Annotated in this window: 13 protein-coding genes; 7 read left to right on the forward strand and 6 right to left on the reverse strand. The window is 45.4% G+C overall.

The genetic code is table 11. The features are described from left to right. Nucleotides 1-18 precede the first annotated feature (18 nt). Nucleotides 19-564 (forward strand): lipocalin family protein, encoded by a 546-nt coding sequence (locus tag K1M91_RS12230; protein ID WP_232802052.1) that lies wholly within the window; start codon nucleotides 19-21, stop codon nucleotides 562-564. Nucleotides 565-636: 72 nt separating this feature from the next. Beyond that, nucleotides 637-993, forward strand: coding sequence for a hypothetical protein (locus K1M91_RS12235; protein ID WP_232802053.1), 357 nt, complete (start codon nucleotides 637-639; stop codon nucleotides 991-993). Between the two features lie 208 nt (nucleotides 994-1,201). On the opposite strand, the gene K1M91_RS12240 is transcribed toward K1M91_RS12235, so the two are convergent. Beyond that, nucleotides 1,202-2,119, reverse strand: coding sequence for a sugar kinase (locus K1M91_RS12240; protein ID WP_232802054.1), 918 nt, complete (start codon nucleotides 2,117-2,119; stop codon nucleotides 1,202-1,204). A 140-nt stretch (nucleotides 2,120-2,259) separates the two neighbouring features. On the opposite strand from K1M91_RS12240, the gene K1M91_RS12245 reads away from it, so the two are divergent. Continuing rightward, a complete protein-coding gene (locus tag K1M91_RS12245; protein ID WP_232802055.1) occupies nucleotides 2,260-4,284 on the forward strand; it encodes a TonB-dependent receptor in 2,025 nt (674 codons plus the stop codon). Between the two features lie 40 nt (nucleotides 4,285-4,324). Beyond that, a complete protein-coding gene (locus K1M91_RS12250) occupies nucleotides 4,325-5,476 on the forward strand; it encodes an HmuY family protein (RefSeq protein ID WP_232802056.1) in 1,152 nt (383 codons plus the stop codon). A 653-nt stretch (nucleotides 5,477-6,129) separates the two neighbouring features. Here K1M91_RS12250 and K1M91_RS12255 read toward each other — a convergent pair. From K1M91_RS12255 to hutX, 5 genes are all read right to left on the reverse strand, one after another. Further along, the gene (locus tag K1M91_RS12255; RefSeq protein WP_232802057.1) at nucleotides 6,130-7,722 is read right to left on the reverse strand and encodes an alkaline phosphatase; all 1,593 of its coding nucleotides are present in this window, start codon (nucleotides 7,720-7,722) and stop codon (nucleotides 6,130-6,132) included. Nucleotides 7,723-7,935: 213 nt separating this feature from the next. Beyond that, nucleotides 7,936-8,700, reverse strand: coding sequence for an ABC transporter substrate-binding protein (locus K1M91_RS12260; protein ID WP_232802058.1), 765 nt, complete (start codon nucleotides 8,698-8,700; stop codon nucleotides 7,936-7,938). A 289-nt stretch (nucleotides 8,701-8,989) separates the two neighbouring features. After that, complete coding sequence (locus K1M91_RS12265) at nucleotides 8,990-9,745, reverse strand: NYN domain-containing protein (RefSeq protein WP_232802059.1); 756 nt, start codon at nucleotides 9,743-9,745, stop codon at nucleotides 8,990-8,992. A gap of 338 nt (nucleotides 9,746-10,083) precedes the next feature. Beyond that, entirely contained in the window at nucleotides 10,084-10,635 is a 552-nt protein-coding gene (gene hutZ, locus K1M91_RS12270; protein WP_232802060.1) for a heme utilization protein HutZ, read from the reverse strand. Then, entirely contained in the window at nucleotides 10,632-11,159 is a 528-nt protein-coding gene (gene hutX / locus K1M91_RS12275; protein ID WP_232802061.1) for a heme utilization cystosolic carrier protein HutX, read from the reverse strand. The genes hutZ and hutX overlap by 4 nt, the downstream gene beginning before the upstream one ends. A 121-nt stretch (nucleotides 11,160-11,280) precedes the next feature. On the opposite strand from hutX, the gene K1M91_RS12280 reads away from it, so the two are divergent. Genes K1M91_RS12280 through K1M91_RS12290 form a run of 3 tightly spaced genes read left to right on the forward strand, consistent with a single transcriptional unit; the run spans nucleotide 11,281 to nucleotide 14,026 of the window. Beyond that, nucleotides 11,281-12,147 carry an ABC transporter substrate-binding protein gene (locus K1M91_RS12280; RefSeq protein ID WP_232802062.1) on the forward strand — a complete coding sequence of 289 codons (867 nt, stop codon included), beginning with the start codon at nucleotides 11,281-11,283 and terminating at the stop codon, nucleotides 12,145-12,147. Between the two features lie 2 nt (nucleotides 12,148-12,149). Continuing rightward, entirely contained in the window at nucleotides 12,150-13,178 is a 1,029-nt protein-coding gene (locus K1M91_RS12285; protein ID WP_232802063.1) for an iron ABC transporter permease, read from the forward strand. After that, on the forward strand, nucleotides 13,178-14,026 hold the full coding sequence (locus K1M91_RS12290; RefSeq protein ID WP_232802064.1) for a heme ABC transporter ATP-binding protein: 849 nt from the start codon (nucleotides 13,178-13,180) through the stop codon (nucleotides 14,024-14,026). The genes K1M91_RS12285 and K1M91_RS12290 overlap by 1 nt, the downstream gene beginning before the upstream one ends. The last annotated feature ends 10 nt before the right edge of the window (nucleotides 14,027-14,036 follow it).

A 14,036-nucleotide genomic window follows, 5' to 3' on the forward strand; every position in this document is an offset into this window, starting at 1 on the left:
CTGGCTAAGGTGATACAGATGAAAACGTGGCAAAAATGGCTTATCTCTTGTAGCGCATTACTACTTAACGCTTGCACAGGCTTACCCGCGGGCATTACACCTGTCACGCCTTTTTCAAGTGAACGTTATTTAGGTACTTGGTATGAAATAGCACGACTCGACCATTCTTTTGAACGTGGTTTAAATCAAGTGTCGGCGACGTATTCGATGCGCGAAGATGGCGGCATCAAGGTGCTAAACAAAGGTTTTAATACTGCAGAGCAAACATGGCAAGAAGCCGAAGGTAAAGCCTATTTTGTTCGCGATGATAATGAAGGGTATCTAAAAGTGTCGTTTTTTGGCCCTTTTTACGGCGCTTATGTGGTATTTGATTTAGACCAAGAGAACTACCAATACTCATTTATTGCCGGTAACAATCGTGATTACTTATGGCTATTATCTCGTACCCCCACCGTAACTGACGCCGTGAAACAAGACTTTATCCAGCAAGCCAAGGCATTAGGCTTTAATACCGATGCGCTGATTTTTGTTGAACAATCCGCTACTGATACAAGTGCGCCTTAAAAGTCCCTGCACCTTGGCTAAAAAGGTGCTAACTTATTGACTCTTCAATAAATGACAAGTTAGGCTCAAACAATGAAAACCTGCCCCTTTTGCGCCGAAGAAATCATGGATGCGGCGATCAAATGTAAGCATTGCGGTGAATTTTTAGCTGCATCAACTCAATCTTCGCCAACCAAGCCAATAACGCCCACCGTAACCAACACTAAGCCTGAACTGCCTTGGTATTTCAAAACCAGCATTTTAGTGGTGTTATTTTTATCGGTTGGGCCATTGGCACTGCCGCTAGTCTGGTTCCACCCCAACATTACTCGGTTATGGAAAGTTGCGATCACCCTAGCAACCAGTCTACTAACTTGGGGCTTGATTGTGGCTACGCTGCGCGCGTTAGAAGTGCTGCAGCAATATTACGATATGCTTAATCAGCTATAGCATTTATAAACAGACCCTAGGGTGAGATAGTGAATATCTTTTTAAACAATAAGTGATAAATCATTAAACGAATATCAGCCGCATGAATGCGGCGGTTAAACCATCAAGGATGATGTTACAGCGCTTCGTCGAGGAAGATATCACTGAGTAATTAAAATTCATTCACTCATCCGTTCACCCTGAGGCTTAAACCGAGCTAGAGGTACTGTTATGGCATCGCTTCTATAGGGATAATCGCGCCAGAGTATTGGATCACGGTACCAGCAAGTTGATGGCCAGCTTGGGCCGCCGCAGATGGGCTAACACCTAACAGCCGCGCCGCCAAATACCCCGCACTAAATGAGTCGCCAGCCGCGGTGGTATCCACTATGTTAGTCACCGGCTGAGCAGGCACCGCTGTCACGCCCTCTGCTGTAACCACCAAACACGACTCTGCCCCGCGCTTAATCACCACCTCACTCACCCCCGCAGCAAGGGTGCGTTTAATAACCCGATCTTCATCTTGTTCGCCGTATAACAACTCTTCATCGTCAAAAGTTAAAAATGCTAGATCCGTTAACGCCAACATCGCCTGATAACACTGCTGAGCCCGCGCTTGGCTAGGCCAAAGTATCGGTCGATAGTTATTATCAAAGGCAATTTTAATCCCTTTCGCTTTCAACTGTTTTAACACTGTAAACAGTAACTCTCGGCTATCGTCGGGCAAGATAGCCAAACTCACGCCACTCAAATAAAGCCAATCAAATTGTTCTAGTAAATCGGTTAAGCTCGCTACACTGTGTTCGCGTAGCCAATATTTTGCCGCCGCATCACTGCGCCAATAATGAAAGGTTCGCTCACCTTTTGCATCGGTGGCTATCGAATATAAACCGGGCAACTTATCTTTTAAACGCGCGACAAACTGTGTGTCGATGTGCTCTACCTGCCAAGCTTGTAGCATTTGCTCACTAAAGGTATCAAGCCCCAGCCCTGTTAAATAAGCAGTACTCACACCATGGGGTGCGCTCAAGCGAGCCAAATACAAAGCGGTATTTAAGGTATCACCACCGAAGCTGGGCTGATACAAATCGCCTTTTTGCTGCAGCTCCACCATGCATTCCCCAATGACTGCTACTTTTGTTGTCATTATTACGCTTCCTTGAGAGACCAAATCAGGATTGATTATGCGGCATCATCCGCCAAGCAAGCAAACCTAAAAAATCAAATTGCAATTGATAACCATTATCATTATTATCTAGCTGTTTTTTGCAGCTGGGTATTAGCAATATGGATAATCTTGTTTCTTCGCTTTTTCGTCGCCGCTGGTTAGCCTCAATGTTATTGAGCAGCTACGCCTTGATCACAACCGCTAGTGCTGCGACAGAGGCCCCTGTTATGGTAGTAACAGGCACCAAAACCGAAAAGGCCTTACTCGATGTACCGGTGCGCACAGAAATAGTCACCGCTGCAGAACTCGCCAACAGCCATGCTCGCGATCTCGCTGAAGGGCTAAAAAACGTCCCCGGACTCATGTTAAAGCCAATCCACGGAAAAAGTGGTCAAGAAGTTTGGTTACAAGGTATTAACGCCGACCGCGTACTGGTTTTGATTGATGGCCTGCCCGTCACGGCCTCGACTGGATCCAGTGTCGATTTAAGCCAGATAGCCGTGGCTGACGTGCAACATATTGAAATTGTTAAAGGTGCAGTATCTGCGCTGTATGGCAGTGAAGCCATGGGCGGCGTGGTCAACATTATTACCAAACGCGCAACTGCTGGCACACGTTACCAATTCACCCTCGACGGCGGCAGCTACGGCAACCAACACAATGTCAGCAGCGCCCTACTTAATGATCAACATGCCAACCTATTACTCAGTAAGAATAGCGATACTTGGTACGCCCAGTTGATGGCCGACATTCGCCACAAGGGTGGCAGTGATCTTGATCTTAGCGACTGGGATTTTGCAGGCGATGCCGGCGATAAAACCAATCTCTCCCTTGAACTAGGCTACCTATTTGCTAATGGCGGTGAGCTAACCGTCAAGCCCAGTTGGTACCAAGAAGATATTTACAAAAACTTTGGCTCTTTTGTCCCCGGTATTGGCAAAATCAAAAAAGTAAAAGGCGAGCAAGCTAGCCGAAAAAATATTCTACTGGCTTACAACCAACCCCTTACAGATCATCTTGAACTGTCTAGCTGGTATATGTATGAAGAATTTGAAGATAAAACCTCGCAAGATACTTTAAGTACCCAAGCATTGGATCAAAGCCGTATTGGCCTAAGCAAGTTTGACAAAGTAGAGCTACAACTCGACAGCGATTATTTTAACAATCACTTGGTTACCTTTGGTGCAGTGGCTTATCGCAGCAGCTTAAACCAGCAGCAAATCAGTCGTAGCCAGCAAAACCAAAGCGATATCGATGAGCTCAACGGGACAAAACGTCGCAACAACCTAGAGTTTTACTTACAGGATGACTTCTTCCTCACTGATAATTTAGAACTGCTGCCCGGTATTCGCGTGCAGCACGACTCGGACTTTGGCGTGCATGCCGCGCCCAAATTTAATCTGATGTATCGCCCCGACACATTAAGCCAGTTTGATGGCAAAATTCGCAGCGGCATCGGTACCGGCTACCGTGTCCCCACCTTAAAAGAACGTCATTATGTATTTGATCATAGTGCGTTAGGCTACATGATTTTGGGCAATCCTGACCTAGTCCCTGAAACCTCAGTTAGCCTGCAACTTGGTGCCGAGCTGCACCCTAATGCCGACTTAATGTTCGACATTAACCTGTTTCATAATGAGATTAAAAACCTGATTGATACGGCCTATGATCAGCAAGCATCGGATGCGCGAGGCCTAAGTATTTTCAACTACAACAACGTTAACCAAGCCATGACCCAAGGTGTAGATATTAGCGCCAGTTATCAATGGCTACACAATTGGCAAACCAACCTTTCTTATAGTTATTTAAATAGCGAAGACAAAACGACTGGCCAGCAACTCACTCGTCGCCCGGCACATTTAATTAAGGGCAAGCTTAATTATCACTTAGCGGCGATCAATACAGACTTTTCGTTATACGGCAATTACCAAACCAAAGAGTACTTAGATGCCGAAAACCTACGTCAGTCGCCGGCCTACAGCACCTTTGACTTTAAGGTGAACTATTTTATTCAGCCACAAACGCGAGTCTTTTTTGGCATAGATAACCTTACTGACACCGTACGCGACACGCCCGCAACCGGCACAGATTTTAGACCGGAAGTCGGTCGTTTTGTTTACCTTGGACTGCGCATAGAAGGCTAGTCCCCACCCTCTGTTTGATCTAAGAAAGGAAGAAACCAAGATGTACCCTAATAAAAAAATACTCGCCCTTGCTGTCAGCTCTATTTTATTAACCGCGTGTGGCGGTGGCTCAGGCGGATCTGCCACAACCGACACCAACCAGCCGGTGCCTACACCAACACCTACTATTGCACCCGAGCCGGTACCGACTTTTACTGATGCTAACTTAGATGCCACCAATGCTAGCCAACCAGCATTATTCGATCTGCTATCAAATGCCACCGTAACCGACCAGAGTTGGCAGATCGGGTATCAAAAATACAGTGGCTTTATGCTAAATGGCGGTTTATCTGGCCAAGGTAAAGTCAGTGGTTGTATTGCACACCAATACAGCAGCTTGTTTGATGGTGAAGGCAACGCAATCGAAGCCGAATTTGTTAAGCTCAATCAAACCAACACGGTTACAGATTTTAACGCCGTGACCGCTGACGCCTGCAGCGAATTTGTCAGCGACAGCCTAATCACCCAAATTAAAACCTCGGACTGGCTTGAAGCCGATTATAGCCAAGGCGCACCGGTATATTCCGCTAAAGCAGACAATGGTTGGATCATTCGCTCAGCCAGTGGCGACCATTATGCTCGTGTTAGCGTCAAACAAGTCAGTGTTGCCTTTGGCCCAACCACAACTCGAAAAGTGATATTAAGGGTAGAAAATTGGGATGCCAATGCGCAGCAATTTAGCCCTGCGGTAGATTCACCAGTGTTAGATTTTTCTAACGCGACAGCTTATTGGGATTTAGAAACGAATGCTCTAACAAGCGCAGATCAAGCTTGGGACTTAAGCATTAAAGTAAATGGCCGCGATTACCCACTGCAAGTGAATGGCGGCGCATCGGGCTCAGGCAAAGCAGGCGTAGGCGCGGTGATGGTAGCCAATGTAAATGCCGTGACCGATCCCACCGACAACAAGCAAGTGTATAAATACTTTGCCGATCGCGCCGAAGGCATTTTAAGCAAACCGGGTAGCTACGGCCCCTTGGAATACAGCGTTCAAGGCCAGCACAAAATGTGGCCAACCTTTACCACTTATTTAATCAAAGACGAAAGCCAAGGCGATGCCCGCTTGTTTAAACTGCAAGTGGTGAGCAACTACGGCAGCGATGGCGCCCTAAAAAGCGGTAATTTAGTATTGCGCTATCAAGAGCTTAATTAGTCCTGCATAAATAGCCATTGCTTGATTAAGCCGCCACGAGCCGCCGTAAATACCTCCCTGTAAGCTCAAGCGCGGCATCCTTGCCGCGCATGCTCGTGGCCACTTAATCAGCATGGCTTAGTGGTCGACGCGATCGCAGTAAAGCATGTTTTTATGGCAAAACTTCGTTTTCAAGGATGAAAACGCAGATCGTATAGGGACATACACCCAAACAATTTCATGGGGCAAAGTTCAGCGTTATTTGCTGGATATTGTTTGGGTCTATTCACAGCGGTTTTGCGATGAAAACAGGCTTGAGTGCTCTGGTACTCAAGTGATCAATAAATGACAGCGCCAAGCCATTACTTGATTAAGCCACCACGAGCCGCCGTAAATACCTCCCTGTAGGCTCAAGCGCGGCATCCTTGCTGCGCATGCCCGTGGCCACTTAATCAGCATGGCTAAGTGTAACTGTAAACATTATAATTTCATTTAGAGCATTGATTTTTAAGACAATACAGCAGCATCAAGCTCGCTAACAAAAATAATTTGTAGTGGATACACTAAAAAATGGAAACCTAGAAAACCAAAGACAAAAAAGGAGAAGCTTAGTGCCTCTCCTTTTAATCATTAGTTTAATCCGTTCGGTTTATGTACAAGCAACTGGATTTTTATCAGCTACCTTTCACGGTTTTAATTAACAGCTGGCCTACATCAGTGTGGTGCGAAAGCTGTGAAAAAGGTGCGGTGACAGCGTCTGGACCGTAGGCAATAACAGCAACTGGCGTATCAGTATGTGTACCCGTGCCCCAAACAATATTTTGTTCTTCACCCATCGCGCGGCCAATTAGGTCGTTACGAACTTCTTCACCGTAAACATAGAAAGCTTCAAAATCATCAACCTTAGGAAAGGTTTCAGCGCTTAAGTAGCTATGTTTAGGGTCGTGAAAGTGATTCGGCTCAGTTTCCAAAATAGCCTTAGCTTGCTCTAATGTAATATCAAACTCGCTGTTTGCATTAACGATTTTTTGCAGTGTTTGTGGTTTTTTATCACCGCTATCATCAAACTCAATCAGCATGTTCGCAAAGCTGGTTTTTTGCGCGTATAACTTATCAAGAATAGCTAGGGCACCAAAGTTAAAGTTAGGCTTGTAAGCGTGATCTTTAAATGCGCTACCCGAACGATTTTCAGGTTGAACGATACCAGCGCGTGAATAACTAAAGCCAAAGCCACCGGTTTCATGGTCTGCCGTTACCACCACTAGGGTATCGTTACGATCTTTCACCCAGTCATACACATATTGAACTGTTTCATCAAACTTAAGCATTTCATGCAACATGGTACCGGCGTCATTATTATGTCCAGCCCAGTCAATTTGCCCACCTTCAACCATTAAGAAGAAACCATCAGGGTCTTGAGCTAATACATCTAGCGCTTTCTGAGTCATTTCTTTTAAACCCGGCATCGAGCGTTTCGGATCGTTTTTACTATTACTGTATTCAATACCATCTTGCATGCCTGAATAAGCAAATAGACCAAGCACTTTATCTCCCTGCGCCGCCGCTAAAGCCTGACGAGTATGAACAACGCTATAACCTGCAGATGCAGCTTGAGTTAATAGGTTTTTCTCGTCGTTACGCTTCGACTTAATTTTAATATCACCACCAGTCTGCTTAACCAGCTGCTGATATACCTCGCCTTTATCGTTAGCCGATTTAGGGATCCAGTAACGTAAGCCACCCGATAACATCACATCAACGCCTGTCGCGAGCATCTCTTCAGCAATTTCATTTTCGAATGAACGATGTGGTTGATGCGACGCAAAAGCCGCAGGGGTTGCGTGGGTTAAGCGCGTATCAGACACTAGGCCTGTGGCTTTGCCCATTTTTTTGGCAATTTCTAAAACGCTTTCAACCGGGTTGCCATCAATATCCAAGCCGAGCGCTTCAGAAGGCGCATCAACACCAGAGGCTAAGTGAGAAGCAGAACAAGCAGAATCAACCACCAAAGCATCCGCTGGGCTATGTAATGACATGCCAAGCACGCCCTTATCAATGAGGGTTTTTAGTGCAGTGTCATGACCTTGGTAGATGGAGTTAGGCGCTTTACGCGCATACTCTTCTAGCAATCCCATTTGGCCAGGTCCCATGCCGTCACCAATCATTAAGATGACATTCTTTACGGGGGTTTGTGCAAAACTTGCGTAACTCGCTAGGGTTAATGAAAGCGCTAGAACAGACTTTTTTGCCACGTGCATCGGTATCATGGGTTTTCCTATGAAAAATGATGAAATAAGTATTAGAGTGGCGATACTAAGACTGTTTTATGACAAGAATAAGACACTTGAATGACTAACAATAAACACTAAAAGAACTACAAATACGCAATAACTGCAGAATAGATCGCTAATTAAACCGATTATTCGAGGTACTCCCCTGCACAATTATAATGGCCCGACAAAGCCCAGCGACAAGAAACGTCAATACTTCCCTTGCTCCAACCGCTCAAAATATTCCTGATAGCGACCACTTGCAATGGCTTGCTCTAACAACTGGTTGAATTGCACTCTAAGCTTATCTGAATCAGGCATGTTACGTGGAAACATAACAAAACTGTCATTACGTAAAAAAGGTACTTTGCTGTATGTAATCAGGGCAGCACTTGCGGGATCAAGTTCACTCCGCAGCTCAGCCAAACCAATGTGCATTTCCTGCGGGTAAAGATCGATACGCCCCCGTAATAACTTACTGAAATTTTGCTTCACACTCGTCACTCGTTGCTGGCTTACCTGACCATCAGCTACCATCTTATCTAGCTCTGGCCCGTAGCTGTAGGCAATATCTCCACCAAGACGCATGCCAACAATCTGTGCTAAATTCTCAGCCTGCAATTGCCGTGACTTAAGGGAAAAAAATACGAACTGTTCCTGTAACACTGGTGCACTAAACAAAAAATCGCGTAATCGCTCCGGCTTGTACATCCAGACCGCAGTGGCGTCATAAAGCTGGCTGCTCGCCGCCAATGAATAAACGCGGCCCCAAGGCGCAAAATGATAGTTAACCTGATAGCCAGCGTCTTTAAACAAATCACTAATAAGATGTGCCACCGGGCCATGATGTTTCAACTGTTCGGAAACAAAAGGCGGCCACTCACCTACCACAATATTAAGTACCCGAGCCTGTTTGGCAAGCGCCAATGAACAAGGTAGAGCTAACCATAAAACAAAGACGAGGATCAGTCGCATGGCAACGACAACGGGAGATTAAATCGTTGAATTTTTGGTAAAAAAACATCCCCCACTAAGAGCGCAGTAAAAAATGACTGGGTTACCTGCAATGCTAGCATGAGTTTCATCCCTTGCTGTAAATCGGTACCAAACCGCCATCGCGGTTAAGATATTTGGTTGTTAAAAAGTATAAACCAGCTAATGCCTATTTATAAATTTAAAAATAGTCGGCAATAGGCTAGTCTCTTAAATTAGTGCCTAGAAAAGCAATAACTGATCTATTGCAAGTTAATCTTTGAGACACTGCTCAAACAAGTGCACAACTTTGCTGCTTCACTTGTTTTGATTTATTGATTTGCTTCGCTTTTTTCTTATCTCTTACCCATAAGACTGAGCCATTGGTTTTTTTCATCTCGAACAAATCAATCGCTGAAAATAAGTCGCTAAGCTTTTTATAGCCATAATTTCTTTGATCAAATGAAGCATGGTTAGAAATGTGAGTACCAATCGGCCCAAGCATCGCCCAACCATCATCTTCCTCAACGGCTTCTATGGCTTGGCGTAGCAGGTTAACAAGCTTGGTATCACTTTTTATACTTCTACTCTGCTTTTGAATGGGCTGCTCTTGCTCTGTTTCATCATCAAAATAAAGGAATCTAGAACAACTATTAACAAAAGCCAATGGAGCTTTACGCTCACCAAAGCCAATAACAAACTTACCATCTGCAAGTGAACGAGTAACAAGGGGAGTAAAATCACAGTCTGAAGAGACTAGGCAAATAATATCAATGTTCTTTGTGTAAATAACATCCATTACATCGATAACCAATGCCATATCCGTGGCATTTTTCCCTTTGGTTAAATCAAACTGCTGAATGGGCTGTATCGCAAACTCATGAAGAACATCTTCCCACGGCTTTAAATTTTGATTTTTCCAATTGCCGTAGGCTTTTCTGATATTTACAACACCATACCGAGCTAACTCTGAAAGGACTTTACCTATCTTCTTGGCTGGTGCGTTATCAGCATCGATAAATACTGCAATTTTTTCTTTATCCTTCACTGCTTTCTCCTCAGCAAGATAAGAGCCCACCTTGAATTATCCACATCTAAGCGCACGAAACACATACCACTAAAAACCAAATTACATACATGCATCAAAATACAGCTTGAGCAAGTAACAACCGTATTACAGGAAAAGGAGAGTATTGATGGAACAAAAATATTAAGCAGGCTTAGCTATAGATATTTTTTATCAAGTATATACCTGAGCACTAACAAGAGCCTGTGAGCAACCCTAGATATCAGAGAAAACACAGCTACTTTTTAGTACATGCTGAAATAAATGAAGTAAAAACGGCTGTCAAACGCATTGATTTTGAGCCCAATGCGTTTTAAAAATCACACCACCTCTGCCTTAGCAATCGGCTTGTGCCCTTCGGTTAAATGAATAAAATCAACTAAGTCCTCACCAGAAACTTGAAAAGCTTGACCAAAACCTTTAACGAATAAACCCTGTTGTGGCGTCAGTTGGAACAACACAAAATCTTCTAACACACTTAAACCAGTTACGATTTCACCAAAACGATCGGTTAAGGACTCAATCACTTGTTGCCACTCTGGGGTTTCGCGCTCGACCGCCTTGACGCTGGCATCAAAGGTGAGCCGCTTACGGGCAAAGATGCTTTTGGCTTGTGCTTCATCCTCGATCATCATTAACGACACCTTTGGCTGCGCCAGTAAGTTGCGAGCATGGCGGGCTATTTTACTGATCAAAATGTAATACGCTTGGTTATGCATAATAAACGGCGCATAGCTAACATTCGGCTGGCCTTGCTCATCCACCGTGGCCAGCTGCAAGGTTTGGCATTGCTGACGAAACTCGGCAATGTCGGGGCCCAAGCGGCCTTGTAATCGCTGTTGCTTTTCGGTGCTTGTCTCTGCTTGGTTCATACTTCTTCTACCTGTGACTGCTTAAGTTTTTGAAATTTTTCGACTTGCTCAGGAATTAACTGGCGCTTGGCATCGCGGCCTAAATACACTTTAAAAACCCCTTCTCCCGTGGCGGTGAAAAAGCCAATAAAGTAACTTTCTTTGCCGTTAAATGGCTTACTGACTAAGGCAATGTGCGCCACGTTATCTAGCCTTAAGTGGCCATGTAATTCACCACTTTTACCCATTAAATTATAGTAATCATGAGCTGATTTCCCCTTCGGGAAATTGGCCTTCACCTCAAAAATAGAGCCTTGGCTATGCACTATGGTGGTCACAGGCCCCCAATCACTCAGTTGCTGTAAGATAGTTTCGGCTGCATCACCAGCAATGGCGGTAACCATGGCTTTGGGCAAAGCCAACACGACTTCTCCCTCACTTAAATTTAATTGTTCGGCCATTCCTGCCGGATGCAAACCGGGTTGATCAATCAGCACTGTCGCCACTTGTTTGGCAACTTGGGACTTAGAAATATCTTGGTACACAATGAACCTCTTAAACGAATATCTAGCGCAGTTTTGGCGCTAGCTTCAAACCAAGTAAGCTGGAATACCGATGAATTTATCGTAAATGATAATTGATATCAATTGCATTTAGGAATAATATTTGCCGAAATCATCGCATGAGGACGTAATGATGCGCGCAATATCCCTACTTTTAATCAGTTTAGTTTTTTCTTCAACAGCGCTCGCCAATAACAAAATTGTCAGTGCTGGCGCCACGATCACCGAAATAATTTATGCCTTGGGGGCTCAGCAGCAGTTAGTGGGCACCGATGTCACCAGTAATAAATGGCATAACGGCACCCTGCCCGATGTGGGCTATCACCGCGCGCTTACCGTTGAGGGCCTGCTGTCATTAACACCCGATTTGTTGATTGCAAGCAAGGAGGCCGGACCCGACACCACGCTGCAACTGTTACAACAGGCAGGCGTGCAGATCACCATCGTCAGCAGTGGTAATCGCATCGAAGATTTAAAACAGCGAATAAATGAAATAGCGCAACAAACAGGCAAAGAGGAACAAGCCAGCAACTTAAACAACAAAGTGGATGCCCTCGCCAACCAATTGCAACAACAAACACCGGCGAAGGCACAACAACAAAAGGCAATATTCTTACTCTTACGTGAAGGCAGTCCCGCCAGTTTAGCCGGCAAAGACACGCCAGCAGACGCCATTATTAATTTAATGGGCGCCACCAACCCTGCCGCAACAACCATTAGCTCGTATAAACCAGCCTCAGCTGAGGCCTTGCTAGCCATGGCGCCAGATGTGATCTTGGTAAGCCACCGAACACTCAAGGCATTAGGCAGTGTCGAGGCACTATTAGCAGCGCACCCAATGTTAGCCGCCACGCCTGCCGGACAAGCCAAGCGGGTATTTAGTATTGCAGGCACCAGCTTAATTGGTGAACTGGGTATTAGCAGCTTACATGAAGCCTTACGTTTAAATAATCAGGTTTACGGTAACTAATCATGCTGATTGTGCGCTATCAACCTCGTCATATCTTTGTACCAACGGGATTACTATTACTAGCCGCAGCGGTCGGTTCTATTTTTATCGGGCCGCTGCCGATCTCGATTCAGCAAGCCATTAAAGCACTACTTAACCAAGAGGTGGCACCCCATGTCAGCTTGGTGATGCAACAGGTGCGGGTGCCACGCATGTTATTGTGTTTAGCCATCGGTGCTATTTTAGCCTTGAGTGGCACTGTAATGCAGGGGCTGTTTCGTAATCCCCTCGCCGATCCGGGTATCATTGGCGTGTCGGGCGGTGCGGCGTTAGGAGCCGCGTTAGCCATTGTTATTTTTGCGCCACTGGCAGAATTTTATCCCCTGTTACTTACTCTTGGCACCGTACCGGTATTTGCTTTTTTCGGCGGCAGTTTAGTCACTTTTTTAGTTTATCAATTAGGCTCTAATCAACATGGCACCTCGGTGGCCATTATGTTGTTGGCAGGCGTAGCGATCAGCGCCTTAGCGGGCGCGGCATTAGGCTTGTTAAATTTTTATGCCGATGAACAAGCACTGCGCGATCTTGCATTATGGTCAATGGGCTCAATGGCGGGTGCCACTTGGCCCAATATCGCCTTAGCTTGGGGCACATTTATCACGTTGTTCGTTTGTTTTCGTCAAGATGCCAACAAGCTCAATGCTTTTCTATTAGGTGAGCCAGAAGCCCGCCACATGGGCATTCAAGTAGAAGTATTAAAACGTCGATTGATTCTGTTGTGCGCTGCTGGCGTGGGGATCTGCGTATCACTCTGCGGCATGATTGGCTTTGTTGGTTTGATTATTCCGCACCTTGGCCGCATGCTAGTGGGCCCTAACCATACTTTACTATTACCTCTCTCAGCGTTACTTGGCGGTTTGCTGTTGTTAATCGCCGACACAGTATCAAGAGTCATAGTTGCGCCAGCAGAGCTGCCAGTGGGCATTATCACTGCGCTAGCGGGCGCACCTTTCTTTATTACTTTATTGTTTCAACAACGAGGCAAAATTTAATGCTTAGGTTATTAGCCAAAACGCCTCATCCGGCACACCATTTTAATGATATTCACATCCCCCAAGCAGCACCATTACAGGTCAGCCACTTGAGCTATCAAGTGCAACAACAAACCTTAGTGGATGATATTAGCTTTGCCCTTAAACACGGCGAACTTTGCGTGGTACTGGGCCCCAATGGCGCGGGTAAAAGTAGCCTGCTTAAGTTGATTAGCGGCGAAATTGGCCTCGCGGGCCATAATATTCGTTTGTTTGGCCAACCGCGCGATATTTGGCCTGATGGCTTACTGGCACAACACTTGGCAATTTTACCCCAGCACAGCCAATTAAGTTTTGCTTTTAGCGCCCTTGAAGTAGCGCAACTGGGTGGATTATCTTTACCGGTTAGCCAGGATAAAATTCGCCGTATCGCCGAACAAAATATGCAAGCTACAGATGTTTTACACTTAGCTCAGCGCGCTTACCCCAGCTTGTCAGGCGGTGAAAAACAGCGCGTTCACTTGGCTCGTGTGCTTACCCAGCTTAGTAATGCCAACAACCATGGCTTACTTATTTTAGATGAGCCAACCTCAGCATTAGATTTAGCCCAACAACACAAGGTGTTGCAACTGTGTCAGCGATTATGTCAACAAGGTATCACTGTGCTTATGGTGTTACATGATCTTAACTTGGCTGCGCAATATGCTGACCGTATCTTGCTATTAAAATCCGGTCAATTACGGGTTGATAGTGCGCCCACTGAAGCGCTTACAACTGAAAACATTGAACAAATTTATCAATATTCAGCCAAGGTGATGGCTCATCCTGAGCTAGGCTACCCGATAGTGATGAGTGAAAGTAATCACTAAAATATCTTTA

This window comes from Motilimonas sp. E26 (genome assembly GCF_021278025.1).
Classification (GTDB): Bacteria; Pseudomonadota; Gammaproteobacteria; order Enterobacterales; family CBDFNC01; genus Motilimonas.

Coding starts and splice junctions, on each gene's coding strand:
- K1M91_RS12230 (WP_232802052.1), top strand. CDS start 19: ATGAAAACGTGGCAAAAATGGCTTATCTCTTGTAGCGCATTACTACTT.
- K1M91_RS12235 (WP_232802053.1), top strand. CDS start 637: ATGAAAACCTGCCCCTTTTGCGCCGAAGAAATCATGGATGCGGCGATC.
- K1M91_RS12240 (WP_232802054.1), bottom strand. CDS start 2,119: ATGACAACAAAAGTAGCAGTCATTGGGGAATGCATGGTGGAGCTGCAG.
- K1M91_RS12245 (WP_232802055.1), top strand. CDS start 2,260: ATGGATAATCTTGTTTCTTCGCTTTTTCGTCGCCGCTGGTTAGCCTCA.
- K1M91_RS12250 (WP_232802056.1), top strand. CDS start 4,325: ATGTACCCTAATAAAAAAATACTCGCCCTTGCTGTCAGCTCTATTTTA.
- K1M91_RS12255 (WP_232802057.1), bottom strand. CDS start 7,722: ATGATACCGATGCACGTGGCAAAAAAGTCTGTTCTAGCGCTTTCATTA.
- K1M91_RS12260 (WP_232802058.1), bottom strand. CDS start 8,700: ATGCGACTGATCCTCGTCTTTGTTTTATGGTTAGCTCTACCTTGTTCA.
- hutZ (WP_232802060.1), bottom strand. CDS start 10,635: ATGAACCAAGCAGAGACAAGCACCGAAAAGCAACAGCGATTACAAGGC.
- K1M91_RS12285 (WP_232802063.1), top strand. CDS start 12,150: ATGCTGATTGTGCGCTATCAACCTCGTCATATCTTTGTACCAACGGGA.
- K1M91_RS12290 (WP_232802064.1), top strand. CDS start 13,178: ATGCTTAGGTTATTAGCCAAAACGCCTCATCCGGCACACCATTTTAAT.